This window comes from Conexibacter woesei DSM 14684, from assembly GCF_000025265.1.
In the GTDB taxonomy this organism is placed as follows: domain Bacteria; phylum Actinomycetota; class Thermoleophilia; order Solirubrobacterales; family Solirubrobacteraceae; genus Conexibacter; species Conexibacter woesei.
Map to the genome: position 1 here is coordinate 2,822,782 of NC_013739.1, position 26,762 is coordinate 2,849,543.

Consider the following 26,762-nt stretch of genomic DNA (forward strand, 5'->3'; position numbering starts at 1 on the left):
GGGACCGGCCACCCTGCCACACGCGCCGCGGCGGCGCCGTGCGCTACGTCCGCCGCAGCGTCCCCTCGCAGGCTCTGCCGCAGCGGCGGTTCTCGTCCTCGCGCCACTGCCAGCGCACGTGGCCGTGCTCGCAGCGGTACGGGACGCGCATGCGCGGGAGCGTCGCGCCGTGGCCGGGCAGCTGCGCGTCGGCGGCGATCGCGAACGCGGACGACGCCAGCTTCAGCACGCCGCTGTGGACCTCGCCCGTGAGCGGGACGACGAGATGCTCGCTGCCGCGGTCGACGACGCCGATGCCGAGGTCGTCGCGGACGAAGACGGTCTCCGCGCCCGAGTCCGCGAGCCGGACGCTCGTCGGTTCGAGGCTGCGCCAGCCGTGCAGCTCGGCGACGGGCAGCTCAGGCTCGTCGCCGGCGATCTCTGCCGTGGGGAGGATCTTCACCGGTGCGCCCCGGTCGACCATCACAGCGACGCCCGGACCGAACTCCGCGACCGCCTGCGCGACGCCGGCGGGCGAGACGCTGCCGCTCGGCGTGATCTCGATCGCCCATCTGAACTCCGTGTCCGCACCCGCTCCCGTTCGTCGCAGCGCACTCTCACGCTAGCGGACCGACCGTTGACAGTCGAGAAGTCGGAGGATTGTGTTACGCCATCTCGCGGACGAGCTTCACGCCACGCCCGGGCACGAGCGTGACGCCGGTCGCGCGGACAGGCTCCGGCCGCCGCACCGCGAGGCGCACCGGGCTCTGCGCGAGCACGCGCAGGATCGTCTCCAGCTCGAACTGCGCGAAGCTGGCGCCGATGCAGCGGCGCACGCCGCCGCCGAACGGCAGCCAGCCGTACGACGGCACGTCGCTCTCGCCCACGAACCGCTCGGGGCGGAAGACCTGCGGCTGCGGGAAGACGTCCTCGCGGTGGTGGGTCAGGCCGATCGACGCGATCAGCCCGGCGCCGGCGGGCACCTCGGTCGCGCCGATTCTGACGGGCTCGGTCACGACGCGGCCGACGAACGGCACGACCGGGCGGATCCGCAGGATCTCCTGGCAGGTCGCGCGCACGTACTCGTCGTCGGGGTTCGCGCGCATCCGCCCGAGCACGGCCGGGTTGCGCAGCAGCAGGTCCATCGCCCACGTCAGCGCGGTCGCGGTCGTCTCATGGCCTGCCATCACGAGCGTCATCAGCTCGTCGCGCAGCTCTCCGTCGCCCATCGGCGTCCCGTCCTCGTGGGTCGCCTCGATCAGCATCGAGAGGATGTCCGAGCGCGCCGCCAGCTCCCCGGACGGCACGCGCCGGCGGTCGGCGATCTCGGCATAGAGGAGCGCGTCGACCGCGTCGCGGCGCGTCTCGAACGTCTCCCGCAGGCGAAACGGACCGAGGTTGCGGTTCGCGATCGAGCCCCAGAAGACGACGTGACGGCTGGAGTCGACGAGCGGCGGCAGCAGCCGGCGCAGGTCGTCCTTGCGCGACTCGTCGGTGATCCCGAAGACGACGTCGAGGATCACCTCGAGCGTCAGCGCCTGCATCCGCTCGGCGACGCGGAACGGCGTCCCGACCGGCCAGCTCGCCGCCTCGCGCTCCGCCAGCTCGCGGATCAGGTCGCCGTACGCCTGCAGGCGCTCGCCGTGGAACGGCGGCAGCAGCAGCTTGCGCTGCTGGAGGTGCGGGCCGCGGTCGAGCGTCAGCAGCGACCAGCGGCCGAGCACGGCCTTCAGCGGCCGGTTCGCGAGGCCGGCGTGGAAGACGTTCGGCTTGCCGGTCACGACCTGCTTGACCAGCTCCGGCGAGCTGAACACGAGCGAGGGGGAGAAGCCGGGCACGCGCATCGTGAACGGCTCGCCGTAGCGGCGGTGCATCCGCACCGCGGTGCCGAGCGGGTCACGCGCGATCTGCGCGACCTGGAGGAGCGGCGGCAGCTTCGGCCCGGGTGGCATCGCCCAGCTGGCCGGGAACGGCGGCATCGCGATGGTCGGGTCGATCGTCGTCGTGCTCATGCGGGAGGCTCGCTTTCGGGATCGCTCCGCACATAGGTTGGCTGGCCAGCCAACCGAATGCAACCACCTACCCGACGGCGCGCAGCCGGCCCGTCGATACGTCGTAGACGAACCCGCACACGCGGTCGGTGCGCGGGAGGTAGGGGCTCGCCTCGACGCGCGCGATCGACTGCCGCACGTCCGCGTCGAGGTCGGTGAACGTCTCCGCCGACCAGCTCGGCTTGATCCCCGTCTCGCGCCGGATCTCGTTGCGGAAGCCGTCGTCGTCGAACGTCTGCAGGTGGCAGTCGGTGTGGTGGATCAGCACGACGTCCTCGGTGCCCAGCTTGCGCTGGGAGATCGCGAGCGAGCGGATCACGTCGTCGGTGACGACGCCGCCGGCGTTGCGCAGGACGTGGACGTCGCCGACGGCGAGGCCGAGCAGTCCGGCCGGGTCGATCCGCGGGTCCATGCAGGTGACGACCGCCACCCGCATCCGCGGCGTCGCCGTGAGGTGGTCGTGGTCGAAGCCGGCGGCGTGGGCCTCGTTGTTGCGCAGCAGCTCTTCGATGACGCTCATGCGACCTCCACGTCGCTCGCAGAACGCCATCAAAATAGTGGAAAACCGGGTGGCTTACCTGGCTTTGCGCGGCAAACGCGCGCGCATGCGCGCGCGCACGTGCGAGCGCGCCCAGCGTCCCCAGGCGACGGAGAGGTCCGCGGCGCCCGCGAGCAGGAACGCGACGGGGCCGGTCGCGAGACGGGCGAGCAGCCGGGAGGTCATCGACCCACGGTATCGTTCGCGACCTCATGCCTGAAGCCCTCAAGACCAACGTCACCGAGCTTCCCGAGTCGCGCGTCCGCGTCGAGGCCGAAGTTCCCGCCGCTGAGGTGGAGAAGAGCCTCACTCGCGCCGCCAAGCAGCTCGCCCGCGACATGCGCGTCCCGGGCTTCCGCAAGGGGAAGGTCCCGCCCCAGGTCGTGATCCGCCGCGTCGGGCGCGACTACGTCCTCGACGAGGCCGTCCGCGGCTCGATCGGCGGCTGGTACGCGGAGGCGGTCGACACGGCTCGCATCCATCCCGTCGGCGAGCCGAGACTCGACCTCGGCGACCTGCCGCCGCAGGGCGAGCCGCTGAGCTTCACGATCGAGATCGGCGTCCGCCCGACGGCGACGCTCGGCGACTACACCGGGCTCGAGGTCGAGCGCCGCGAGGCCGAGGTCGACGACGAGCGCGTCGAGCATGAGCTGGGGCACCTGCGCGAGCACCTCTCCAGACTCGAGACCGTCGAGCGCGAGGCCGCCGAGGGCGACTTCGTCGTCGTCGACTACGTCGGCTCGATCGACGGCGAGCCGTTCGAGGGCGGCGAGGGCCGCGACCAGCTGATCGAGCTGGGCGGCGGCCGCCTGATCCCCGGCTTCGAGGAGCAGCTGACCGGCGCCAAGGCCGGCGAGGACCGCACGATCCAGGTGAGATTCCCGGACGACTACGGTGCCGGGCACCTCGCCGGCAGAGATGCGCAGTTCGAGATCTCCGTCAAGGAGGTGCGCGCGAGAGTCCTGCCGGAGCTGAACGACGAGCTGGCCTCCGACGCCGCCGGCTTCGACACGCTCGACGAGCTCAAGGACGACATCCGCAGACGGATCTCCGAGCAGGACGGCCAGACGATCGAGAACGAGTACCGCGAGGCCGTCCTCGACGCCGCCGTCGCGAACGCGACCGTCGACGTGCCGGACGCGCTGATCGAGGCGCGCGCCGCGGAGCTGTGGGACCAGACGTCCCGCCAGCTGCAGCAGCGCGGGCTCTCCAAGCAGGCGTACATGCAGATGTCCGGCAGATCCGAGGAGGAGATCCTCGAGGAGGCGAAGCCCGACGCGGAGCAGGCGCTCAAGCGCGAGGCGGTCCTCGCCGCAGTCGTCGAGGCCGAGTCGATCGAGCCGAGCGAGGACGATCTCGCCGCCGCGCTGGAGCACACCGCCTCGCACGAGAACACGACCGGCGCGAAGCTGCTGGCACGCGTGAAGAAGACGGGCAACGTCGAGGCGCTGCGCGAGGACGTCGCGACGACGCAGGCACTCGACCTGCTCGTCGAGCGCGCGAACGCCGTCGCGCCCGGCGCGGCGAGACCGACCGTCAGGGTCAGAGCGCCGAGAGCGGCCGCCAGAGGCGACAGAGCCGACAGAGCGGCTGCCAGAGCGAGAGCGAGAGCGGCGAGACCGAGAGCCGCCAGAAGAGCCGCCAGAGCCAGAGCGAGAAGAGACGCGGCGGACGCCTAGCCGCAACGCGGGCGCTCGCCGTCCGCACCGCCTTCGCGCAGACGCCGCCGCACCGTCTTCCGGGACGTTTCGGCGGCGTTCGCGCATCATCCTGCAGACCCGGAAAGCCGCCCCCTGGCGGTTGCTAGACTCGCCGCACCGGACGGGCGCTGAGCACTCGGCTCCCCGGAAGGATTCGAGCCGAGGAAGCGAAACAAAGCGAGGACTATGAGCCCCCTGGTACCGATGGTCGTTGAGCAGACGTCGCGAGGCGAGCGCGCCTTCGACATCTACTCGCGCCTCCTCAACGAGCGGATCATCTTCCTCGGCACGCCCGTTGACGACCAGATCGCGAACCTGATCGTGGCGCAGCTCCTGCACCTCGAGTCCGAAGATCCGGACAAGGACATCTCGATCTACATCAACTCGCCGGGCGGCTCCGTCTACGCGGGCCTGGCGATCTACGACACGATGCAGTTCATCAAGCCCGACGTGCAGACGATCTGCGTCGGCATCGCGATGTCGATGGGGGCGCTGCTGCTGTCGGGCGGTGCGAGAGGCAAGCGGATGGCGCTTCCGAACGCCAAGATCCTGATCCACCAGGTCTCGTCGAGCTTCCAGGGCCAGGCGACCGACATCGAGATCCACGCGAGAGAGATCATCGACATCCGGCGGCGCCTGGATGAGATCATCGCGCTGCATTCCGGCAAGCCGGTCGACGAGGTCAAGAAGGACACCGAGCGCGACTACTTCATGAGCTCCGAAGAGGCGAAGGACTACGGCATCATCGATCGCGTGATCGCGAAGCACTAAGGCTTTCGCGTGCGAGTGCCGACTCCAGGGGAGTGACCGACATGGCACGGCCAACAGATTCCAACGAACAGCTCCTCTGCAGCTTCTGCGGCAAGTCCCAGCGACAGGTCAAGAAGCTGATCGCCGGCCCCGGCGTCTACATCTGCGACGAGTGCATCGATCTCTGCAACGAGATCATCGACGAGGAGCTGACCGCTCCGCCGACGTTCGACCTCGCCAACCTGCCGAAGCCGCGCCAGATCTACGACGTGCTCAACGAGTACGTCGTCGGTCAGGAGGCGGCCAAGCGGACGCTCTCTGTGGCGGTCTACAACCACTACAAGCGCGTCCAGATGATGCAGTCCGAGGACGACGACATCGAGCTGCAGAAGTCGAACATCCTGCTGCTCGGGCCGACCGGCTGCGGCAAGACGCTGCTCGCGCAGACGCTCGCGAAGATCCTCAACGTACCGTTCGCGATCGCGGACGCGACTGCGCTGACGGAGGCCGGCTACGTCGGCGAGGACGTCGAGAACATCCTCCTGAAGCTGATCCAGGCGGCCGACTACGACGTCAAGAAGGCCGAGACGGGGATCATCTACATCGACGAGGTCGACAAGATCGCGCGCAAGGCCGACAACCCGTCGATCACGCGCGACGTCTCCGGCGAGGGCGTCCAGCAGGCGCTGCTGAAGATCCTCGAGGGGACGACCGCCTCGGTCCCGCCGCAGGGCGGTAGGAAGCACCCCCATCAGGAGTTCCTCACGATCGACACGACGAACATCCTGTTCGTCTGCGGCGGTGCGTTCGCCAACCTCGACAAGGTGATCGAGCGGCGCGTCGGCCACCAGGGCGTCGGCTTCGGCGCGACGCTCCAGGACAAGGCCGCGCGCGATCTCGGCAACACCTTCGAGGAATGTCTGCCGGAGGATCTCGTCCACTACGGCCTGATCCCCGAGTTCATCGGCCGCCTGCCGGTGATGTCGGCCGTCCACCAGCTCTCGCGCAACGAGCTGATGACGATCCTGACCGAGCCGCGCAACGCACTCGTCAAGCAGTTCCAGCGCTTCTTCCAGTTCGACGGGATCGAGCTGGTGTTCGCCGACGAGGCGCTGCAGTCGGTCGCGGACAAGGCGCTGGAGCGCGAGACCGGCGCCCGCGGCCTGCGCTCGATCATCGAAGAGGTTCTGCTCGAGGTCCAGTTCGAGCTGCCTTCCCGCCGCGACGTGAAGAAGTGCGTCGTGACGAAGGAGACGATCGAGAAGGGCCTCTCGCCGACGCTCGTCACGGAGGCCGTCGACGACGACGGCTCCAGCGACGACGGCGACCTGCGCGAAGAGTCGGCCTAGCCGGCTCCGCGCCGCACCCGTTTGACGGCTTCGAGCGCGTCGATGTCGGCGAGATCCTGCGGGCGCCCAGCGGCCCGTTTCATCGACAGCAGGTCGTCGATGCCGACGACGTGGATCTTCGCGCCGTCGAGGTCGATCACGTCGGCGCGCTCGCGCAGCTCGTCGTAAGGTGCCGCGCCGTCGGGTCTCACGAGCAGGTCGAGCGGACCCTCGGTCGTGTCGAGCGTGAGGATCGCTATCCGTCTCAGCGTCTGGGCGTCGGGCACGAACGGAACGTCCTCCCCGACTCCGCGGAGCCGCGCCTCCAGCGCGACGAGCACCTCACCGAGGCGTTCGAGGTTCGCGGCGTTCGTCGCGTAGGTGATGTCGAGGTCCTTCGTCGCGCGTCCGTATCCCTGGACAGCGACGGCGACGCCGCCGACGACGACGAAGTCGACGTTCGCGGTGGCGAGGCGGTGCAGCAGCGCGACGAGCTGGAGATCAGGAGTGTGCTGCACGGGCCTGTGCTCCGGCGTCGGCGAGGAAGCGCATCGTCGTGATCTGACGGTCGAGTGCGCGCAGCCGGTCGGCTGGCGACAACGCGAGCTGGCGCCGGATCAGATCTTCGTCGACGGTCGAGAGTCCGACGTGCGTCGCGCGCAGCTCGAACTGGTAGCCGGCCGCCGCGAGCGCGCCGGCGACGGTCTCGAACGTCGGGTTGGAGCCGGCGCGCTCCAGGCGCGCGATCACGGGCTGGGTGGTGCCGAGGCGCTCGGCGAGCTGGGCCTGCGTCAGGCCGGCGCTGCGGCGGGCGTCGCGGACGAGGGTCGATGGGGACATGGCCACATGCTGCGCGGGCGGAGGCATAGCGTCAACAGCATATGTGATGGATGCAATGCCGATGCGGCAGGAACCCCGGCGCGCCGGGGTCGAGACGGCGGTCAGACGCGGCTGATTCGGCGCGTCGCAATACACTTCCGGCACACATGTCTGAGCTGGAGACCAAGACCCGTTACGACGCCGCCGAGGCCGAGCCGCGCATCCTGCGCCGCTGGCTTGAATCGGGGCTGTTCCACCCGGAGCCCGAGGGCACCGCGGACGAGAACTACTCGATCGCCGTCCCGCCGCCCAACGTCACGGGCGCGCTGCACATGGGCCACGCGCTCAACGGGTCGATCCAGGATGCGCTGATCCGCTTCAATCGCGCGCGCGGGAAGCGCGCGAAGTGGATCCTCGGCACCGACCACGCCGGCATCGCAACGCAGAAGCAGGTCGAGAAGCAGCTCGCCGGCGAGGGCAGCGGCCGCGAGCAGATCGGCCGCGAGGCGTTCACCGAGCGCGTCTGGCAGTGGCGCGAGCAGTACGGCGACACGATCGTCGGGCAGTTCCAGCGGCTCGGCGCCTCGCTCGACTACGACGACGAGCGCTTCACGCTCGACGAGCGCTACGTCGAGGCGGTCCAGAAGGTCTTCGTCGACTTGTACGAGAAGGGCCTGATCTACCGCGACAACTACATGGTCAACTGGGATCCCGGCAGCAGATCGGCGATCTCGGACCTGGAGGTCGAGGAGCGCGAAGAGGTCGACACGCTCTACTACGTCGACTACCCGCTCGCGTCGGGCAACGGCTCGATCACCGTCGCGACCGTGCGCCCGGAGACGATGCTCGCCGACACCGCGATCGCCGTGAACCCGTCCGACGAGCGCTACGCGCGGCTCGTCGGAGAGCAGGCGATCCTGCCGCTCGTCGGGCGCAAGCTGCGGATCATCGCCGACGACTACGTCAAGCCGGAGTTCGGCACAGGCGCGCTCAAGATCACCCCCGGCCACGACCCGAACGACTTCGAGATCGGCCGCCGCCACGGGCTCGAGGAGCTGACGGTGATCGGCGAGGACGGCCGCATGACCGAGGCGGCCGGCGAGCGCTTCGCGGGGCTGGGCGTGAAGGAGGCGCAGGAGGCGGTCGTCGCCGCGCTGCGCGAGGCGGGCGCGATATCGCGCACCGAGGAGTACCCGCACGTCGTGCCGTTCTCGCACCGCTCCGGCGAGCGGATCGAGCCGCTGATCTCGCTCCAGTGGTTCATGCGGATGGACGAGCTGGCGCAGCCGGCGATCGACGCCGTCAAGGACGGCCGCGTCAGAATCCACCCGGAGCGCTGGACGCGCGTCTACCTCGACTGGATGGAGAACATCCGCCCGTGGTGCGTCTCGCGCCAGCTGTGGTGGGGTCACCAGATTCCAGTTTGGTATCGCGGCGAGGAGACGTACGTCGGCACGACGCCGCCCGAGGGCGACGGCTGGGAGCGCGACCCCGACGTGCTCGACACGTGGTTCTCCTCCGCGCTGTGGCCGTTCGCGACGCTCGGTTGGCCGCGCGAGACGCCCGAGCTGAAAGCGTTCTACCCGACCGACGTGCTCTCGACGGCGCGCGACATCCTCTTCCTGTGGGTCGCCCGCATGATCATGATGGGGCTCGAGTTCGCGGGCGAGGTCCCTTTCAGAGACGTCTACATCCACTCCGTCATCCAGGCGCCCGACGGCCGCCGGATGTCGAAGTCGCTCGGGACCGGCATCGACCCGCTCGACGAGATCGAGTCGCACGGCGCCGACGGCGTCCGCTTCGGCCTGCTGGCGATGTCGTCCTCGCAGGACGTGCGCTACTCGGCCGAGAAGGTCCAGCAGGGCCAGCAGCTCGCGAACAAGCTGTGGAACGCCTCGCGGCTGGTGCTGACGCGGATCGATCCCGAGGCACGACCGGCATCGCGGCCGCAGGCGGTCGAGGACCGCTGGATCCTCTCGCGCCTCGCGCACACGCGCGCCGAGGTCGCCGAGCGGATCGAGGCGTACGACTTCTCGCACGCCGTCCTGGGGCTCTACGACTTCGTCTACGGCGAGCTGTGCGACTGGTACCTGGAACTGGTCAAGCCGCGCCTCTACGAGGCCGAGGGCCAGGAGCGCGACGACCTCTCCGCGACGCTGCTGCACGTCCTCACCGAGACGCTTCAGCTCGCCCACCCGGTGATCCCGTTCGTGACCGAGGAGATCTGGTCGCACGTGCCCGGCGCCGAGGGCCTGCTCGCCGCGCGCACAGCGCCGCCGCTCGACGCGGCCGCCGGCGACGCCGAGGCCGAGCGCGCGATCGCCGCCGCGATCGAGGCGGTGCAGGCGCTGCGCGGCTGGCGCGACTCCGTCGGCGCACCCGCCGGCGCCCGCATCCCGGCGCGGATCGACGCCGCCGGCTACGGCGAGACCGCCGACCACGTCGCGCGCCTGGCACGGCTGGAGCTGGTCGAGGCGGAGCGCAACGGCGACGAGCCGGTCGCGCAGGTCTCGATCCCCGGTGGCGCCGTCAACATCTTCGCGAGCGACGCCGTCGATCTCGGCGCCGCCGAGAGAAAGCTGGAGGAGCGCCGCGCGACGCTGCGTAAGGAGATCTCCCGCTGCGAGGGGAAGCTCGCCAACGACGGCTTCGTCGCGAAGGCGCCGCCGGCCGTCGTCGACGCCGAGCGGCAGAAGCTGACCGCGCTGCAGGAGGAGCTGGAGGCGCTGTGACCTCGACCGCGAACTGGACGCTGGACGAGGCCGAGCGGTACCTGCTGGGACTGGAGCTGTTCGGCATGCGCTTCGGCCTCGACCGGATGCGCCGCCTGATGACGACGCTCGACCAGCCCGAGCGCCGCTTCGACTCGATCCACGTCGTCGGCACCAACGGCAAGTCCTCGACCGTGCGGATGACCGCGGCGATCCTCCAGCGCCACGGCCTGCGCGCCGGCGCCTACCTGTCGCCGCACCTGGTCTCCTTCACGGAGCGGATGCGCGTCGACGACGTCGACACAGACGCTGTGGCGTTCGCAAAGGCCGTCCAGCGCGCTGCGCACGCGGCCGCGCTCGTCGACCGCTCCCAGCGCGAGGACGACCGCGTGACGCAGTTCGAGGCGCTCACGGCCGCCGCCTTCAGCGAGCTGGCCGCGCGCAAGATCGACGTCGCGGTGATCGAAGCCGGCCTCGGCGGCCGCTACGACGCCACCAACGTTCTGCCGAGCACGGTCCAGGTGCTGACGAACGTCGGCCTCGAGCACACGCGCTGGCTCGGCCCGACGGTGCGCGACATCGCGCGCGAGAAGCTCGCCGTCGTGCGCGACGGCGGCACGCTCGTCGTCGGCGCCGACCTGCACCCGGACGCGTTCGACGAGGCGCAGCAGGCGGCCGACCGCCACGGCGCGAAGCTGATCGTCGCGCCCGCGGAGCCCGGGGTGGAGGTGGCCGCGCCCGGCACCTTCCAGCGCCGCAACTTCGCGCTCGCGCGCGCGGCCGCGGACGCCTACCTCGCGGCCGAGGGCCGTGCGCTCGACCTCGACGCGGTCCGCTCCGCCGCCGGTGCGGTGATGGTGCCGGGGCGGATGCAGGTCGCCGGCCACGAGCCGCTGACGGTGCTCGACGGCGCGCACAACCCGGCCGGGATCGAGGCGATCGCGGAGTCGCTGCCGCAGCTGACCGCCGGCCGCCGGCTGGTCGCGGTCGTCTCGGTGCTCGACGACAAGGACGCGGCCGCGATGCTGCGGGCGCTGCTGCCGCACTGCGAGCACGTCGTCTTCACGCGCAACCACAGCCCGCGCGCGCTGCCGCCGGCGACGCTCGCGTCGCTCGCGTCGCAGCTCGACGGGCCGCCGAGCGAGCTGGAGACGGACCCCCGCCGCGCGCTCGCACGCGCGCGGGAGCTGGCCGGCGCCGGCGGCGTCGTGCTCGCGACCGGCTCGATCTACCTCGTCGCCGACCTGCTGCGCCCGGCCGGCCAGCGCAACGCCTCGATCCTGTGACCGACGATCCGCAGCCTCCGAAGTTCCTGCCGATGATGGGGCTCGTCGCCGCGATCGTGGCGATCGTGATCCTCGTCTTCTTCGCGATCGGCTACTTGTTCGGGCGAGCGTTCCTCTGACCGGACGCCCGCACGTGTGCTGCAGTATGCAGGAGCTTTCGCGCGTTCAGCGAACGTCTGAATGCGCCAGCGTGGTGCCTCTGCAACCGGACCCAGGCTAAACTCGCCCGCAACCATGACCCCGTTCGCCATCTTCGGCATCGAGAACAGCGGCCTCAACCTGGCCGTCAATCTCGTGCTGCTCTTCCTCGTCGTCCTCTGGATCGCGCTCATCTACTGGACGTTCGCGGACGCCCGGCGGCGGATCGAGGACCCGATGCTCGTCGGCTGCGCGACCGCCGCGTCGCTGTTCCCGCTCGTCGGGACGCTCGTCTACATGATCGTGCGGCCGCCGGAATACCTCGACGACGTGCGCGAGCGCGAGCTCGAGATGCAGGCCGCCGAGGCCCGCCTCGCCCAGCTCGGCTACCACCTCTGCCCGCACTGCGACTTCGAGGTGGAGAAGGACTTCCTGCGCTGCCCCAACTGCATGCGCAAGCTGAAGGACCCGTGCCGCTCGTGCGGCAAGCCGCTCGACCCGCTCTGGAAGGTCTGCCCGTACTGCGAGACCGAAGTCGAGTCGACCGCGGCTGCCCCGCGGCGCGCCCGGCGCCGGCGCGTCGAAGACGTCGCCGAGCCGACTCAGTAACACTGTCGCGTCGTCGGCGCCGTCGCCGACCCGTCGAACCGAACCTCTTCAAGGAGCCCGAATGAGCCGGACCCTGATTCTGGTCAAGCCGGATGCCTTTGCCCGCGGCCTGACCGGTGAGATCCTCGCCCGCTTCGAGCGCAAGGGCCTCAGCATCGTCGCGTTGGAGAAGCAGACGCTGACGCGCGAGATCGCCGAGACGCACTACGCCGAGCACAGCGAGCGCCCGTTCTTCGGCGAGCTCGTCGAGTTCATCACCTCGGGCCCGCTCGTCGCGGCCGTGCTGGAGGGCCACGAGGCCGTCAAGGCCGCCCGCCAGGTGATCGGCGCGACGAACCCGATCGAGGCCGCGACCGGCTCGATCCGCGGCGACTTCGCGCTCGAGGTCGGCAAGAACATGGTCCACGGCTCCGACTCGGACGAGTCCGCCGCGCGCGAAGCGGCGATCTTCTTCCCGAGCCTCGGCTAGCTGCCTCTGCCCCTCCTCCTCGCATCGCGCTCGCCCCAGCGGCGGGCGATCCTGACGCAGCTGGGCATTCCGTTCGAGGTCTGCCCGGCTGACGTCGAGGAGCTGACCGACGGCGACCCCTCGACGGTCGCCGTCGAGAACGCGCGCCGCAAGGCGCTGGCGCTGGCCGGCGACGCGCGGGCGCGCACCGGCGCCGTCGTCCTCGGCGTCGACACGATCGTCGTGCTCGACGGCGCCGTCTTCGGCAAGCCGGCCGACGCGGCCGACGCGCGGGCGACGCTGTCCGCGCTCGCCGGCCGCAGCCACACCGTCCTCAGCGGCGTCTGCGTCGTCGAGCCCGGAGGGGAGCCGCGGACGGCGCTCGCCTCGACCCACGTCCACTTCCGCGCGCTCGACGCCGCGACGCTCGACTGGTACGCCGGGACGGGGGAGTGGGAGGGCCGCGCGGGCGGCTACGCGATCCAGGGCCGCGGCGCCGCGCTCGTCGACGCGATCGAGGGCGACTACCTCAACGTCGTCGGGCTGCCGGTCCCGGCGCTGCTGGACCTTCTGCCAGCGATCCTGCAGGAGGCTCGCTGAGGATGCGATTTGCAGCGTCTTCGCGCCATCGCGGGTGCTCGCGCACGGCGGCGCCGCATCCGGCGTCCGCTACACTCCGGCCGGGGCGAGGCCCCCTGCCGGACTGTTGATCCGGCGCCCCTCCAGGCCTTCGTCCCACTTCCCCCTCCAGCGCGCATGGGCTTCTTCAGCTACCTGACCGGATTTGGCGGCCGCGACATGGCGGTCGACCTCGGTACCGCCAACACACTTGTGTATGTGCGCGGTCGCGGCATCGTGCTGTCCGAGCCGTCCGTCGTCGCGGTCGACTCGCGCTCGGGCGAGGTGCACGCGGTCGGGATCGAGGCGAAGCGGATGCTCGGCCGCACGCCGGGCACGATCTCCGCGATCCGCCCGCTGAAGGACGGCGTGATCGCGGACTTCGAGGTGACGGAGGAGATGCTCCGGCACTTCATCCAGAAGGTCCACCAGAACCGGTGGGCGCACCCGAGGGTCGTCGTCTGCGTCCCGTCGGGCGTCACGGGCGTCGAGAAGCGGGCCGTCGAGGAGGCATGCCTCTCCGCAGGCGCGCGCCAGGCGTACCTGATCGAGGAGCCGATGGCCGCGGCGATCGGCGCCGGCCTGCCGGTCGGCGAGCCGACCGGTTCGATGGTCGTCGACATCGGCGGCGGCACCTCTGAGGTCGCCGTCATCTCGCTCGGCGGGATCGTCGTCTCGCAGTCGATCCGCGTCGGCGGCGACGAGCTGGACGAGGCGATCATCAACTACGTCAAGCGCGAGTACAAGCTGCTGATCGGCCAGCAGACGGCCGAAGAGGTCAAGCTGGAGATCGGCTCCGCCTTCGAGATGGAGGAGGAGGTGCAGGCCGAGATCCGCGGGCGCGACATGGTCTCCGGGCTGCCGAAGACGGTCGTGCTGACGAGCGAGGAGATCCGCGCTGCGCTCGAGGAGCCGATCTCGCAGATCATCGACGCGGTGAAGGAGACGCTGGACCGGACCCCTCCGGAGCTCGCATCCGACATCATGGACCGCGGCATCATGCTCGCGGGCGGCGGTGCGCTGCTTCAGGGGCTCGACGAGCGCCTCCGCCACGAGACGCAGATGCCGGCGCACCTGGCCGAATCACCCCTCACGTGCGTGGCGGTCGGATCGGGCCGCTCGCTGGAGGAGTTCGAAGCCATCCACCGCTCGCACAAGAATTCGAAGAACAACCGGCGCCGGCGCTACTAGATGGTCAGCCGCCGCGCAGGAGCTTCAACCCCCTTGGAGACACGCGACCCGTGTATGACAGACAAGTTCGCCGCCGACGAGTCACGCTCATCGCGCTCGTCGTGGTCTCCCTGATCCTGCTGACCGCGTACTTCGGCGAGTCGCCGGGGAGCCCGCTGCACTCGGTGCAGCGCGGCGTGATCAACGTCCTCTCGCCGATACAGGAGGGCGCGAGCCGCGCGCTCAAGCCCGCGCGCGACCTGTTCGGCTGGTTCGGCGACACGCTCGACGCCAAGAAGGAGCGCGACCAGCTCAGAGCCCAGCGCGACGCGCTGCTCAGAAGACAGATCGCCTACGACGTCGCGATCGAGGAGAACGAGGAGCTGCGCGGCCTCGTCGCGATGCGCAGAACGTACGACCTGTCCGAGTACCAGCCGGTGACGGCGCGGATCATCGCCCGCTCGCCGAACAACCTCTTTCGCGACACGATGCAGGTCGACGCCGGCAGCGGCTCCGGCGTGCACGTCGGCGACGCGGTGATCGCCGACGGCGGCCTCGTCGGGCACATCAGCACGGCGGCGGGCGGCACGGCGATCGTCACGCTGATCACCGACCTCAGATCGACCGTCTCGGGCAGACTGCTCAACGGCAGAGGCGACTACGGGCTGGTCAGACCGTCGATCGGCGACCCGCTCGACCTGCTGATGCAGCAGCTCAGACGCGACACGACCGCGAGAGAGGGCGACGTCGTCGTCACCTCAGGCACGATCGCCGACAGACTCGAGTCGCCGTACCCGCCGAAGATCCCGATCGGCCGCGTCACGAGAGTCGACGAGGCGGAGCTCGACTCGCAGAACCAGATCCACGTCGCGCCGATCGCGGACCTGCGCCACCTCGACTTCGTCCAGATCCTGACCAGCTCGCCGAGCGGCGAGGGCGAACGCGCCCAGGTGCCATGAGCGGCGACAACTGGCAGCTCCCCGCGCGCCTGGCGGCGCTCGGCTTCGTCGCCGTGATCGTGCAGATCGCGGCGATCTCGCAGATCACTGTCTTCGGCGTCAGCGTCGACCTCGCGCCGCTGCTGGTCGCCTCCGTCGGCCTGCTCGCGGGCTCGCTGCCCGGCGCGATCTTCGGCTTCGCCGTCGGCCTCTTCGTCGACCTCGCGCTCGTCCAGACGCTCGGCGTGACGTCACTGCTCTACATCCTCATCGGCTATGCGGCGGGCCGTCTGCGCGAGCTGCGCGACCCCGCGCACGGGCTCGTGCCGGTCTTCGTCGGCGCGGCCGCGACCGCGATCGCGACGGTCGGCTTCGCGCTGATGCAGTTCCTGCTCGGCGTGCAGGCGCCGGTCAGCTGGCTGCTGCTGCGCCAGGTCGTCGTGACGATCCTGCTCGGCGCGCTGTTCGCGGTGCCGGTCTACGCGCTCGTGCGGCGGATCGTCCAGGGCTCGCTGCCCGACGATCCGCGCCGGCGCCGCCGTCGCGCCTACACGACCGGCGGGCTGTCCCCGCTCTCGCGACCCTCGCAGAGCCGCTAGCCGATGATGGAATCGCCAGACGACCGCCGCACCCAGCTGTCGCCGCAGCTCGCGATGCGGGTCGCGATCCTCGGCGGGATCGCGTTCGCGATCTTCGGGATCGTCTTCTTCCGCCTCTGGTTCCTGCAGGTGCTGTCCGGCGACCAGTACCTCGCCGAGGCGTCGAACAACCGCGTGCGGAGAGTGACGATCCAGGCGCCGCGCGGGGAGATGACCGATCGCAACGGCACCGTGCTGGTGGAGAACCGCAACGCGGTCGCGGTCGTCGTCTCGCCGACCACCCTCCCGGAGGACGACGGCCAGCGGCGCGAGCTGTTCACGAGATTGAGCCGGGTGCTCGGCAGATCGACGAGACCCGATGACTGCAGATTCGGCTCGGGCAGAACGAGAGTCGTCAAGCAGCTGATGCCGTTGCAGTGCAAGGTCGACCAGAACGTCGGCGTGCTGCCGTACGCAGACGTCGTCGTCGACCCGGACGCCTCGCGCGCCGTCTACTCCTACCTGGCTGAGCGCGCGCAGCAGTTCCCGGGCGTGCAGATCCAGAACGCGTGGGTGCGCGAGTACCCGTTCAAGACGGTCGGCGCGCATCTCTTCGGCACGGTCGGGCAGGTCAGCGAGGACCAGCTCAGAGAACCGGAGTTCCGTGGTGTCAGAGGCGGCACGATCGTCGGCAAGGACGGCCTCGAATACACCTATGACCGCTACCTGCGCGGCACCAACGGCGCACAGCGCATCCAGGTCGACGCGATGGGCGTCGCGAAGCGCAGACTGACGACGGACGAGCCGCAGAAGGGCAACAACGTCCAGCTGTCGATCGACGCGAGACTCCAGAGAGTCGGCCAGGCGGCGCTGGAGACGGGGATCGACACCGGCCGCGCCAACGGCAACCCGGCCAGCGGCGGCGCGTTCGTCGCGATCGACCCGCGTGGCGGCGAGGTGCTGGCGATGGGCTCGAACCCGACGTTCGACCCGAACGACTTCACCAGACCGATCAGCACGAGAGCGTACAAGGCGAGATACGGCGAGGACGCGAACGAGCCGCTCTTCAACCGCGCGATCTCGGGCGGCTTCGCGATCGGCTCGACGTTCAAGGTCGTCACAGCAGCCGCCGGCCTCGCCGACGGCCAGACGACCGAGGGGACGTTCTACACCGACACGGGTACCTGGACGAGCGGCCTCCAGAGACGCCGCAACGCCGGCGGCGCCGTCTTCGGCGCGGTCGACATGCGCCAGGCGCTCGCGGTCTCGGTCGACACCTACTTCTACGACCTCGGCGCGAAGCTGAACAAGGACCCGTTCAAGAACCCGCGCGGCGGCGCGCTGCAGGAGTGGTCGCGCAAGTTCGGCTTCGGCGAGCGGACCGGGATCGACCTCAGCGGCGAGATGAGAGGCACGGTGCCCGACCCGACCTGGCGCAGAGGCCGCTGGGAGATCGAGCAGAGATGCCGCAAGAGATACAGACGCGACAACTGCTTCATCGCCGACGACCGCCCGTGGTCGCTCGGCGACAACGTCTCGCTCGCGATCGGCCAGGGCGACTTCCTCGCCTCGCCGCTGCAGCTCGCGGTCGCCTACGCGGCGATCGAGAACGGCGGGACGGTCGTGCGGCCGCACATCGGCATGACGGTCCGCAACGAGCGCGACCAGGTCGTCGAGCGGATCGCGCCGAGACCGACGCGCAAGATCGACATCCCAGGGCTGGAGACGATACGCGCGGGCCTGCTTGCTTCGACGTCGGAGGCGAACGGCACCTCCGCCGACGTCTTCGCCGGCTTCGGCAAGCAGGTCTACGGCAAGACCGGCACCGCGCAGATGGACGGCAGACCCGACCAGTCGTGGTACGTCGCCTACGTCCCCGACCCGGAGCGGCCGATCGTCGTCGCCGCGGTGATCGAGGACGGCGGCTTCGGCGCCCAGGCGGCCGCCCCTGCGGTCCGGCAGATCCTCTCGCAGTGGTTCTTCGGCAATGCGGGCAGAGTCGTCGCGGGTAGATCGGCGTCGTATTGAGCGCGACGCCGATCAAGCGCAGCGTCGAAGGCGCGACCCGCTCGCATGCGCGGCCGCGGCTGCTGTTCGACCCGCTGATGCTGCTCGCGACGCTCGGGCTCGTCGTCTGCTCGGTGATCGCGATCGGCGGCGCGACGCGCAACGACATCGCGGGCGCGCCGGATTACTTCGCCCATCGTCAGATCGGCTACGCGGTCGTCGGCATGGTGCTGATGCTCGCGATCAGCCGCTTTGACTACTCGCGGCTGCGCGAGTTCAAGCTCGGCATCTACGGGCTGATGATCGGGCTCAACATCCTGCCGCTCCTGCTGGCCGCCGCGACCCGCGGCGCGCGCAGCTGGATCGAGCTGCCGTTCTTCAGATTCCAGCCCTCGGAGCTGGGCAAGGTCCTGCTGATCGTCGCCCTCGCGGGCTTCATCGTGGACCGCACCCGGCGGCTGGGGGAGCGCGAGACGACGGCGCGGCTGATGCTGCTGGCGCTCGGGCCGGCGGCGCTCGTGATGGTCCAGCCGGACCTCGGCTCCGCGAGCGTCTACGTCGTCGCGGCGCTGACGATGCTGTTCATCGCCGGCTCGCCCGGCCGTCACATCGCGGGCCTGATCGGGCTGTTCGCCGTCTCGCTCGTGCTCGTGCTGGCGGTCGCGCCGGCGGTCGGCGTCAACGTCCTCAAGCCGTACCAGGTCGACCGCCTGACGGGCTTCCTCAACCCGTCGAGCGACGTGAGAGACGTGACGTACCAGCTGAACCAGTCGAAGATCGCGATCGGCTCCGGCGAGAAGACCGGCCGGGGCCTCGACCACTCGACGCAGACGGGGCTGAACTTCCTGCCCGAGCACCACACCGACTTCATCTTCTCGGTCGTCGGCGAGCGCTGGGGATTTGCCGGCGCCGCGCTCGTGCTGTCGCTGTTCGCGCTCCTGATCTGGCGAACATTGCGCCTGCTGACGATGGCGAAGAACCTCTTCGGCACGCTGATCGCGGCAGGAATCCTCGCGATGTTGATGTACCAGCTTCTCGTCAACGTCGGAATGACGATCGGCATCATGCCGATCACCGGCGTGACACTGCCGCTGATGAGTTACGGCGGCGCCTCCTACTTGACAACGTTCATCGCTCTCGGCCTTCTCCAGTCGATCCACATCCAAGCGCGGATCGCACAGGGATCGAAGGGCCGCGGGCTCGTCCTCTCCTAAGGAAGACACCTACTGTGAAGAAGCAAGTGCTGGTCAGCGTCGATCGTGGGGAGACCCGCGTCGCGCTGCTCGAAGCGACGGGCGACGTCGCCCCCGCGCCCAGAACAAGCGGTCGCCGGCGGCGCAAGCCCGCCAACCCGTCCGCCGGCTACCGCGTCGCGGAGCTGTACCTGGAGCGCCGCGGCAACCGTTCGATCGTCGGCAACATCTACAAGGGCAAGGTCGACAACGTCCTGGCCGGCCTCGAGGCCGCCTTCGTCGACATCGGGCTCGAGAAGAACGGCTTCCTGCACGTCGACGAGATCGTGATCCCCGGCGTCGAGACGCCGAGACGCGGCCGCGGCCAGGGCAAGGACGGCCTGAAGATCCACGACCTCCTCAGACCCGGCCAGGAGGTCGTCGTCCAGGTCGTCAAGGACCCGCTCAAGACGAAGGGCGCGCGGCTCTCGATGGAGCTGACGATCCCGGGCCGCTACATGGTCTACACGCCGCAGGGCGAGGGCGTCGGCGTCTCCAGGCGCCTTCCGGACAAGGAGCGCGACCGCCTCCGCAAGGAGGCCGCGAGACTCGACCTCCAGGGCGGCGGGGCGATCATCCGCACCGCGGCGTTCGGCGCCAGACGCGAGGACTTCGAGCGGGAGATGCAGTACCTCTTCAAGCTCAACGACGTGCTCGCCAAGCGCGTCGAGGAGACGCAGGCGCCCGATCTCGTCTTCCAGGAGGCGGATCTCTCGATCCGCGTCGTGCGCGACGTCTTCTCCGACCACTTCGAGCGCGCCGTCGTCGACGACCAGAAGCAGTACCAGCGGCTGGTCTCGTTCTTCACGCGCACCGCGCCGGAGCTGGTCGACCGCGTCGAGCTGTGGGAGGAGGAGGCGCCGCTGTTCGAGCGCTTCGGCGTCGAGAGAGAGATCCAGGGGACGCTGACCAGACGCGTCGACCTGCCCAGCGGCGGCTATCTGATCATCGACTACGCCGAGGCGTTGACGGTGATCGACGTCAACACGGGATCGTTCATCGGGCGCGGCAGAGGCGCGCGCCTGGAGGACACGATCACGAGAACGAACCTCGAGGCCGCCGAGGAGGCCGTCCGCCAGCTGCGGCTGCGCGACATCGGCGGCATCATCGTCATCGACTTCATCGACATGGCGCGGGCGCGCAACCGCGACGCGGTCCTCAAGACGCTGCGCAAGTCGCTCGACGAGGACCGCACGAAGACGTTCGTCGTCGAGATCTCGCCGCTCGGCCTCGTCGAGATGACGCGCCAGAACGTCACCGAGGGCGTGCGCGAGATCATGACCCGGCACTGCCCGACGTGCGGCGGCGAGGGCGTGATCCGCTCCGAGGAGACGATCGCGATCGACTTCGAGCGCAGACTGCGCGACATCGCCAAGGAGCACGAGGCCGAGGCGCTGCTGCTCCAGATCAACCCGCGCGTCGGCGCGGTCTTCACCGGCAACTCCGCGCGCATCCTGCGCCAGCTGGAGGAGGAGACCGGGAAGTGGTTCCACTTCGAGGGCTCCGAGGGGCTGCCGCTCGACCACTTCGCGATCACGTTCGAGGGCTCTCGCGACGAGGTGGCCGAGCGCGCGCTGCCGTTCCGCGAGGGCGACGAGGTGCTCGTCACGATCGTCGAGCCGCACATGTACAACGTCGACGACGCGGTCGCGAAGATCGACGGCTACATCGTCTCGGTGACCGGCGGCGGCCGCCACGTGGGCGAGAAGAGGCTCGTCCGGATCGACGAGGTTGGCCGCACAGCGGCGACCGCGACGCTCGTCGGCAACGGCGCGGACGGCTCGTCCGGCGGGGAGGACAGCGGCGATTCGCCGGATGGCGTAGAATCAACCGCTCGGCGCCGCGGCCGCAGAGGCGGACGGCGCCGTTCCCGTGCAACGGCGGACTCAACCGCCGCTACCGAGTGACCAGAGATTCCATGTACGCGATCGTGAAGACAGGCGGCAAGCAGTACCGCGTCGAAGAGGGCCAGACCCTCCTCGTCGAGAAGCTTGCTGCCGACGAGGGCGCCACCGTCCCGCTCCAGCCGCTGCTGTACCGCGGCGACGACGACATCCTCGACGGCGAGGACCTCGCGAAGGTCACGGTCGAGGCGAAGATCGTCGCCCACGAGCGCGGGCCGAAGCTGCGTGTCGTCAAGTTCAAGCCCAAGCGCGGCTACAAGCGGCGCAACGGCCACCGCCAGGACCTCACCCGCATCCAGATCACGACGATCAAGGCGGGCGCGCGCAGAGCGGCGAGAAGAACCGAGGAGGCTGCGTAATGGCGCATAAGAAGGGGCTCGGCTCCTCCCGCAACGGCCGCGACTCGAACGCCAAGCGCCTCGGCGTGAAGGTGTTCGCCGGCGAGACCGTCACCGGCGGCGAGATCATCGTGCGCCAGCGTGGCACGAGATTCAAGCCGGGCGAGGGCACCGGCATCGGCAAGGACGACACGATCTTCGCGAAGGCGGCCGGCAAGGTCGACTTCAGAACCGGCCGCCGCGGCCGCGTGATCTCGATCGTCCCGGCCGAAGCTGCCGCGCCGTCCGAGTAGTCCCGCCGCACCGCATCACAGCTTTGATCGAACGCCCCGGCAGCCGCCGGGGCGTTCGTCGTTCTGCGTCAGGGCTGCATCGCGATCGGCATCGCGACGAGCGCCCGCGCGCCGATGACGGATCCGTCGGCGGGGAACTGCGCATCGGCGTTGCTGCTGCAGACCAGCTCGACGGACCCTGCCGCGGAAAGCTCGATGAAGGCCTGGCCGCTGAACGTCTTCGCGACGGTCATCGAGCTCACGTGCGCCACACCGGCGCCGAGCAGCTCGCCACCGCCGTCGATGGAGCACTCCGGGCGGGCCATCGCGCCCTCCGTGGCGGAGGTGGCGGAGACCTGCATCGTGACGAGGTGTGCACCGGCGGGGAGCGTCAGCGACAGGACGGTCTGGCTCCCGCCTCTCGCGACCGTGATCGGGGCGCTGGCGCTCTTGCCGGACGCGCCCACGCCGTCTCTGCCCGGCTGGCCCGGAGCGCCGGGGGCGCCCGCGATGCCGGGGGCGCCAGGCGTGCCCGGCTGACCGTCTCTGCCCGGGGCGCCTTGGTGGCCGTCTCTGCCGGCAGGGCCTTGCGGTCCGGTTCTGCCCCGCTCGCCGGCGAGACCAGCGGGACCGGCCGCGCCGCTCGCGCCTCTCGCTCCGGCCGCGCCGCTCGCGCCTCTCGCTCCGGCCGCGCCGCTCGCGCCTCTCGCTCCGGCCGGGCCGCGCGTGTTCCAGCTGATCGTCTGCTCGCCACGCGCGCATCTTCTGCCGACGGCGGGGATGCGCAGCGTGCGGTCGGACGCTCTGACGCAGCCGCGCAGCTCTCTGCTCTGGGAGCTTCTCGCCCATGGCATCTCGGCGGTGCTCGCGACGGCGACGCCGCCGGCCAGCGCGAGCACCGCGACCGGTGCAGCCAACGTGACGCGCGACGGGCGCAGCGTCCTGATCCAGTTCTGCATGTGACCTTCCGTGTCGTTCGACAGAAAGGCGGCATGCTATGAGACTTTGGCGCGTATGCGCTACACGGGCTGCTCCGTCGGGCGGATCAGGATCTCGTTGACGTCGACGTGCTTCGGGCGGGTGACGGCGTACATGACCGCGTCGGCGATGTCGTCGTCCGTCAGCGGATGCGGGAGCGGTGCGCCGTTGTCCCAGAACGGCGTCTCGACCGCGCCGGGGGAGAGCAGCGTCACGCGCACGCCGCTCTCGTTCAGGTCCTGGCGGACGGCCTCCGACATCGCCGTCACGGCCCACTTCGTCGCCGAGTAGAGCGAGCCGGGCATCGCCTTGCGGCCGGCGACCGAGCCGGTCAGCAGCAGGTGGCCTCTGCGCTCGCGCAGCGCCGGGATCGTTGCGCGCAGCGTCAGCGCGGCGCCGTAGACGTTCGTCAGCACCATCTCACGCCACTGCGCGGGGTCGCCTTCGAGGAAGCCGCGCGGCGCGCCGAAGCCGGCGTTCGCGAACGCGACGTCGAGCCGGCCGTAGACGTCGAGCGTCTGCGCCACGAGCGCCTGCTGCTGCTCCCACTCGGTCACGTCGCATGTGACGGCGAGCGCCCGCTCGGAGCCGCCCAGCTCCGCGGCGAGGGCGTCGAGCCGGTCGCGCGAGCGGGCGGCGAGGACGACGCGGTAGCCGGCATGCACGGCCTGCCGCGCGGTCGCCGCGCCGATGCCGCTCGAGGCGCCGGTGATGAGGAAGACTGGATCGGACATGGGCCTATCCTGCCCATTCGCACGAGCCGCGTGACGAAGCGGCTGCCCAGCAGCCACTTCTTCACGCGGCTCATGAACCGGGTCGCGGAACCCGCCGGGCGCGGCTCGCGTCTACGATGGACCGAATGCTCTCCGATCGCGCGCGCATCCATGTCCAGGCCGGCCGCGGCGGCGACGGCTGCATGTCGTTCCGCCGCGAGTCGCGCGTTCCGAAGGGCGGGCCCGACGGCGGCGACGGCGGCCGCGGCGGCGACGTCGTGCTGCTGTGCGACGACTCGCTGCGCGACCTCCAGTTCTTCCGCCGCACCGCGCACTTCAAGGCGCGCAAGGGCGGCAACGGCGAGGGCAAGCTGCGGCACGGCGCGGACGGCGACGACCTCGTCATCAGAGTCCCGCCCGGGACGGTCGTCGTGCTCGACGACGGCACGCGACACGACCTCGTCGTGCCCGGCCAGCGCGCGATCATCGCCAAGGGCGGCGGCGGCGCGCGCGGCAACAAGCACTTCGCGACGCCGACGCGGCAGGCGCCGCGCTTCGCCGAACGTGCGCTGGCGGGCCAGGAGGGCTGGGTCGAGCTGCACCTCAAGCTGCTTGCGGACGTCGGCCTCGTCGGGCTGCCGAACGCCGGCAAGTCGTCGCTGCTGAGCCGCATCACGGCCGCGCAGCCGAAGATCGCCGACTACCCGTTCACGACGCTGACGCCGGTCCTCGGCACGATCGAGAGCGACGACCGCCAGCTCGTGATCGCCGACATCCCCGGGCTGATCGAGGGCGCCAGCGACGGCGCCGGGCTCGGCCACGACTTCCTCGCGCACGTCGAGCGCACGCGCCTGCTGGTGCACGTGCTCGACCTCGCGCCGGTCGACGGCACCGACCCGGTCGAGAACCACGCGACGATCGAGCAGGAGCTGTCCGCGCACGACGCCCGGCTCTCCGGGCTGCCGCGGATCCTCGCGCTCTCCAAGACCGACCTCGTGACGCCTGAGGCAGCGGCGGAAGCGGAGGTGCAGTGGCGCGAGCGGCTCGGCCCCGACGTGCCGATCCTGCGCACCTCGAGCGCGACCGGCGAAGGGCTGGACGAGCTGAAGAAGGCACTGCTCCAGTACGTGCCGGTCACGCCGCCGGTCGAGATCGCCGACGTCGACGGCCTCGCCGAGCACAAGATCTTCCGTCCGGCGGCGCCGCGCGGCTTCACCGTCGAGGAGCTGGACGAGGGCCGCTTCAAGGTGATCGGCGACGGCGTCGACCGGCTCGTCGCGCGCTACGACGTCGAGAACGAGGAGGCGATGGCCTTCCTCGAGACCCGGCTGCGCTCGATAGGCGTGATCCGCGCGCTGGAGGAGGCCGGCTTCGAGTCCGGCGACGACGTCGTGATCGGCGGCGTCGAGTTCGAGCTGGATCCCTCCTAGGTAGCGGGACCGCGTGAGCGACTGGATCCTCCTCGGCGCGCCGCTGGACTCGGCCGGCGCGGGGGAGGGCGAGGAGCGCGCGCCCGCCGCGCTGCGCGCCGCGGGGATCGGCGAGGCGGTCGGTGCGGCGCAGGACCTCGGCGACGTGACCGGCCTGCTGCGCCCGGCCGAGCGCGACCCGGGGACCGGGGTGATCGCCTACGAGGCGGTGCTCGCCGCCTCGCTGCTGCTGCGCGAGACGGTCGCCGGCGTGCTCCACGCCGGCTCGCGGCCGCTCGTGCTTGGCGGCGACTGCACGCTGCTGCCCGGCGTGCTGGCCGGCTGCCGCGTCGCGGGCCACGCGATCGGCCTGTGGATGGTCGACGGCCATCCCGACGCGATGGACGGCGCGACCTCGCCGACCGGCGAGGCGGCCGACATGGACTTCGCGATCGCGCTCGGGCGCGGTCCCGCGCGGCTGGTCGAGCTGGCGCAGCCCGTCGCCGCCGCGCCGCTGCTCGACGCCGAGCGCGCCGTCGTGCTCGGACTGCGGCCGTATGGCGCCGATCCCGGCAACGACGACGACCTCGCGCTGATGCCGTCCGCCGTCTGGTGGCGCGACGCGCCCGCGATCCTCGCCGCCGGCCCGCGCGCGGTCGGCGAACAGGCCGCCGCGCGGCTCGCCGGCGCACCCGCCTGGCTGCACCTCGACCTCGACGTGCTCGACGCGTCGGTGATGCCGGCGGTCAGCTACCCGCAGCCGGACGGGCTGACGTGGGAGGCGCTGGAGGAGCTGCTGGCGCCGCTCGCCGCCGCGCCGGAGCTGATCGGCGTCTCGGTCAGCGACCTGCAGGCCGACGCCGACCCCGACGGGGCGTTCGCCCGCCGCGTCGCCGAGCTGCTCGGGCGCGTGCTGCCGTCACGCCCGCCGCGTCCGTAAGCTGCTCGTTCCGATGGGCACGGTGGTGATCAAGCTCGGGTCGAGCATCGTCTGCGACGACGCGGGGCAGCCGCGGCGCGACGTGCTGGAGCACGTCTGCGACGAGGCGGCCGCGCTGCACGGCGGCGGGCGCGACGTCGTGATCGTCACCAGCGGCGCGATCGCCCGCGGGATGGGCGTGATGGGGCTTGGCATGCGCCCGCGCGTGATCGACGAGCTGCAGGCGGCGAGCGCCGTCGGGCAGGGGCAGCTGTACCGCGTCTACGACGAGCTGCTGCAGGAGCGCGGCGTCGCGACCGCGCAGGTGCTGCTGACGTTCTTCGACATCAGCGCGCGGACGCACTACCTCAACGCCCGCCAGACGCTGCAGAAGCTGCTCGACTGGCGCGTCGTGCCGGTGATCAACGAGAACGACACGACGACGACGGACGAGATCTCCTTCGGCGACAACGACTTCCTCGCCGCGCAGGTGGCGATCCTGCTCGGCGCCGAGCTGCTCGTGCTGCTGACGTCGACCGACGGCCTCTACACCGCCGACCCGCGGCTGGACCCGACCGCCGAGCTGGTCCCGCTGGTGGAGGACTTCGAGGCGCTCGCCGCGCTCGACATCCGCCAGACGACGACGGCGCTCGGATCCGGCGGCATGCGCTCGAAGGTCGTCGCCGCGGAGATGGCGACCGCGGCCGGCATCCCGGCCGTCGTCGCGAACGGCCGCACGCTCGGCGCGATCGCCGCGGCGGCGGCGGGCGAGCAGGTCGGCACGCGCTTCCCGGCGCGCGCGGAGCGCTACTCCAGCTTCAAGCTGTGGCTGAAGTACGCCAAGCCCGCCCGCGGCCGGATCGCCGTGGACGCGGGCGCCGCGCGCGCCCTGCGCGACGGCGGCACGTCGCTGCTGCCGGTCGGGATCGTCGGTGTCAGAGGCAGGTTCGACGCCGGCGACGCCGTCGACGTCCTGCACGACGGCGATCCCGTCGGCAAGGGGATCTCGAACTACTCCGCCGTCGAGCTGCGCAGAGTCCGCGGGATGAAGTCCGCCGAGGCGCGCGAGGTGCTGCCGCGCGCCAGCGAAGAGGCGATCCACCGTGACTATTTCGTCTTGGCGTAAGATGCATCGCGTGACGCAGCACCTCGCCTTCGCCGATCGACTTATGGACGCCGTGCGCGTCCTCGTCGGCGTACGCGTATCCGGCTGACCGCAGGCTCGCCGACCCGTCACCCTCCCGCGCTCTGCCGCGGGCCCTCCGACCGCCGTCGCGGCGGTCCTCACCGAGAGAAGGACCACGCCATGCTCCTCGCCCGTTCCGTCGT

At 70.7% G+C, this 26,762-nt stretch carries 28 protein-coding genes; 20 read left to right on the top strand and 8 right to left on the bottom strand.

What is annotated here, in order from left to right; genetic code table 11:
• Positions 1-43: 43 nt before the first annotated feature.
• The 4 genes from CWOE_RS13180 to CWOE_RS33475 form a co-directional block, all read right to left on the bottom strand.
• Positions 44-442 (bottom strand): hypothetical protein, encoded by a 399-nt coding sequence (locus tag CWOE_RS13180; protein WP_148261002.1) that lies wholly within the window; start codon positions 440-442, stop codon positions 44-46.
• 202 nt (positions 443-644) lie between these two features.
• The gene (locus CWOE_RS13185) at positions 645-1,991 is read right to left on the bottom strand and encodes a cytochrome P450 (protein ID WP_012934114.1); all 1,347 of its coding nucleotides are present in this window, start codon (positions 1,989-1,991) and stop codon (positions 645-647) included.
• 67 nt (positions 1,992-2,058) lie between these two features.
• Positions 2,059-2,550: a beta-class carbonic anhydrase gene (locus CWOE_RS13190; RefSeq protein WP_012934115.1), complete on the bottom strand. Its 492-nt coding sequence runs from the start codon at positions 2,548-2,550 to the stop codon at positions 2,059-2,061.
• 54 nt (positions 2,551-2,604) lie between these two features.
• Complete coding sequence (locus CWOE_RS33475; protein WP_012934116.1) at positions 2,605-2,754, bottom strand: hypothetical protein; 150 nt, start codon at positions 2,752-2,754, stop codon at positions 2,605-2,607.
• A 26-nt stretch (positions 2,755-2,780) separates the two neighbouring features.
• Between CWOE_RS33475 and tig the strand changes: the two genes are divergently transcribed.
• From tig to clpX, 3 genes are all read left to right on the top strand, one after another.
• Positions 2,781-4,247: a trigger factor gene (tig, locus tag CWOE_RS13195; RefSeq protein WP_012934117.1), complete on the top strand. Its 1,467-nt coding sequence runs from the start codon at positions 2,781-2,783 to the stop codon at positions 4,245-4,247.
• Positions 4,248-4,454: 207 nt separating this feature from the next.
• Positions 4,455-5,039 carry an ATP-dependent Clp endopeptidase proteolytic subunit ClpP gene (gene clpP / locus CWOE_RS13200; protein ID WP_012934118.1) on the top strand — a complete coding sequence of 195 codons (585 nt, stop codon included), beginning with the start codon at positions 4,455-4,457 and terminating at the stop codon, positions 5,037-5,039.
• Between the two features lie 41 nt (positions 5,040-5,080).
• Positions 5,081-6,367 carry an ATP-dependent Clp protease ATP-binding subunit ClpX gene (gene clpX, locus CWOE_RS13205; protein ID WP_012934119.1) on the top strand — a complete coding sequence of 429 codons (1,287 nt, stop codon included), beginning with the start codon at positions 5,081-5,083 and terminating at the stop codon, positions 6,365-6,367.
• On the opposite strand, the gene CWOE_RS13210 is transcribed toward clpX, so the two are convergent.
• Together CWOE_RS13210 and CWOE_RS30650 are read right to left on the bottom strand one after the other, a co-directional pair.
• Positions 6,364-6,864: a nucleotidyl transferase AbiEii/AbiGii toxin family protein gene (locus CWOE_RS13210; RefSeq protein WP_012934120.1), complete on the bottom strand. Its 501-nt coding sequence runs from the start codon at positions 6,862-6,864 to the stop codon at positions 6,364-6,366. The genes clpX and CWOE_RS13210 overlap by 4 nt on opposite strands.
• Positions 6,848-7,186, bottom strand: coding sequence for a helix-turn-helix transcriptional regulator (locus tag CWOE_RS30650; protein ID WP_012934121.1), 339 nt, complete (start codon positions 7,184-7,186; stop codon positions 6,848-6,850). The genes CWOE_RS13210 and CWOE_RS30650 overlap by 17 nt, the downstream gene beginning before the upstream one ends.
• 146 nt (positions 7,187-7,332) lie before the next feature.
• On the opposite strand from CWOE_RS30650, the gene CWOE_RS13220 reads away from it, so the two are divergent.
• The 14 genes from CWOE_RS13220 to rpmA all read left to right on the top strand — a co-directional run bounded on the left by CWOE_RS13220 (position 7,333) and on the right by rpmA (position 21,435).
• Positions 7,333-9,897, top strand: coding sequence for a valine--tRNA ligase (locus tag CWOE_RS13220; RefSeq protein WP_012934122.1), 2,565 nt, complete (start codon positions 7,333-7,335; stop codon positions 9,895-9,897).
• Positions 9,894-11,162, top strand: a complete 1,269-nt coding sequence (locus CWOE_RS13225) for a bifunctional folylpolyglutamate synthase/dihydrofolate synthase (protein WP_012934123.1) — start codon at positions 9,894-9,896, stop codon at positions 11,160-11,162. The genes CWOE_RS13220 and CWOE_RS13225 overlap by 4 nt, the downstream gene beginning before the upstream one ends.
• A complete protein-coding gene (locus CWOE_RS34340; RefSeq protein ID WP_012934124.1) occupies positions 11,159-11,281 on the top strand; it encodes a hypothetical protein in 123 nt (40 codons plus the stop codon). Before CWOE_RS13225 ends, CWOE_RS34340 begins: the two co-directional genes overlap by 4 nt.
• Positions 11,282-11,396: 115 nt before the next feature.
• A complete protein-coding gene (locus CWOE_RS13230) occupies positions 11,397-11,909 on the top strand; it encodes a zinc ribbon domain-containing protein (RefSeq protein WP_012934125.1) in 513 nt (170 codons plus the stop codon).
• 61 nt (positions 11,910-11,970) lie between these two features.
• On the top strand, positions 11,971-12,378 hold the full coding sequence (gene ndk / locus CWOE_RS13235) for a nucleoside-diphosphate kinase (protein ID WP_012934126.1): 408 nt from the start codon (positions 11,971-11,973) through the stop codon (positions 12,376-12,378).
• Positions 12,379-12,384: 6 nt separating this feature from the next.
• Complete coding sequence (locus CWOE_RS32030; RefSeq protein WP_081425351.1) at positions 12,385-12,957, top strand: Maf family protein; 573 nt, start codon at positions 12,385-12,387, stop codon at positions 12,955-12,957.
• Positions 12,958-13,113: 156 nt separating this feature from the next.
• Positions 13,114-14,166, top strand: a complete 1,053-nt coding sequence (locus tag CWOE_RS13245; protein WP_012934128.1) for a rod shape-determining protein — start codon at positions 13,114-13,116, stop codon at positions 14,164-14,166.
• A 101-nt stretch (positions 14,167-14,267) separates the two neighbouring features.
• The gene (mreC, locus tag CWOE_RS13250) at positions 14,268-15,104 is read left to right on the top strand and encodes a rod shape-determining protein MreC (protein WP_041730480.1); all 837 of its coding nucleotides are present in this window, start codon (positions 14,268-14,270) and stop codon (positions 15,102-15,104) included.
• A complete protein-coding gene (mreD, locus tag CWOE_RS30660; protein ID WP_012934130.1) occupies positions 15,101-15,682 on the top strand; it encodes a rod shape-determining protein MreD in 582 nt (193 codons plus the stop codon). The genes mreC and mreD overlap by 4 nt, the downstream gene beginning before the upstream one ends.
• Positions 15,683-15,688: 6 nt before the next feature.
• Positions 15,689-17,689, top strand: a complete 2,001-nt coding sequence (gene mrdA, locus CWOE_RS13260; protein WP_160165515.1) for a penicillin-binding protein 2 — start codon at positions 15,689-15,691, stop codon at positions 17,687-17,689.
• Positions 17,686-18,882 (top strand): rod shape-determining protein RodA, encoded by a 1,197-nt coding sequence (rodA, locus tag CWOE_RS13265; RefSeq protein ID WP_012934132.1) that lies wholly within the window; start codon positions 17,686-17,688, stop codon positions 18,880-18,882. The genes mrdA and rodA overlap by 4 nt, the downstream gene beginning before the upstream one ends.
• Positions 18,883-18,896: 14 nt before the next feature.
• Positions 18,897-20,807 (top strand): Rne/Rng family ribonuclease, encoded by a 1,911-nt coding sequence (locus CWOE_RS13270; RefSeq protein ID WP_012934133.1) that lies wholly within the window; start codon positions 18,897-18,899, stop codon positions 20,805-20,807.
• An 11-nt stretch (positions 20,808-20,818) separates the two neighbouring features.
• Positions 20,819-21,163 (top strand): 50S ribosomal protein L21, encoded by a 345-nt coding sequence (rplU, locus tag CWOE_RS13275; protein ID WP_012934134.1) that lies wholly within the window; start codon positions 20,819-20,821, stop codon positions 21,161-21,163.
• Positions 21,163-21,435, top strand: a complete 273-nt coding sequence (gene rpmA / locus CWOE_RS13280) for a 50S ribosomal protein L27 (protein WP_012934135.1) — start codon at positions 21,163-21,165, stop codon at positions 21,433-21,435. Before rplU ends, rpmA begins: the two co-directional genes overlap by 1 nt.
• 68 nt (positions 21,436-21,503) lie before the next feature.
• Here rpmA and CWOE_RS30665 read toward each other — a convergent pair whose 3' ends face one another.
• Complete coding sequence (locus CWOE_RS30665) at positions 21,504-22,373, bottom strand: collagen-like triple helix repeat-containing protein (RefSeq protein WP_012934136.1); 870 nt, start codon at positions 22,371-22,373, stop codon at positions 21,504-21,506.
• 60 nt (positions 22,374-22,433) lie between these two features.
• Complete coding sequence (locus tag CWOE_RS13295; RefSeq protein WP_012934137.1) at positions 22,434-23,126, bottom strand: SDR family oxidoreductase; 693 nt, start codon at positions 23,124-23,126, stop codon at positions 22,434-22,436.
• 125 nt (positions 23,127-23,251) lie between these two features.
• Here CWOE_RS13295 and obgE point away from each other — a divergent pair, with 125 nt between their 5' ends.
• The 3 genes from obgE to proB are packed head-to-tail and all read left to right on the top strand — an operon-like array spanning position 23,252 to position 26,559.
• Positions 23,252-24,535, top strand: coding sequence for a GTPase ObgE (gene obgE, locus CWOE_RS13300; protein WP_012934138.1), 1,284 nt, complete (start codon positions 23,252-23,254; stop codon positions 24,533-24,535).
• 13 nt (positions 24,536-24,548) lie between these two features.
• A complete protein-coding gene (locus tag CWOE_RS13305; RefSeq protein WP_012934139.1) occupies positions 24,549-25,454 on the top strand; it encodes an arginase family protein in 906 nt (301 codons plus the stop codon).
• A gap of 13 nt (positions 25,455-25,467) precedes the next feature.
• On the top strand, positions 25,468-26,559 hold the full coding sequence (gene proB, locus CWOE_RS13310) for a glutamate 5-kinase (protein ID WP_012934140.1): 1,092 nt from the start codon (positions 25,468-25,470) through the stop codon (positions 26,557-26,559).
• The last annotated feature ends 203 nt before the right edge of the window (positions 26,560-26,762 follow it).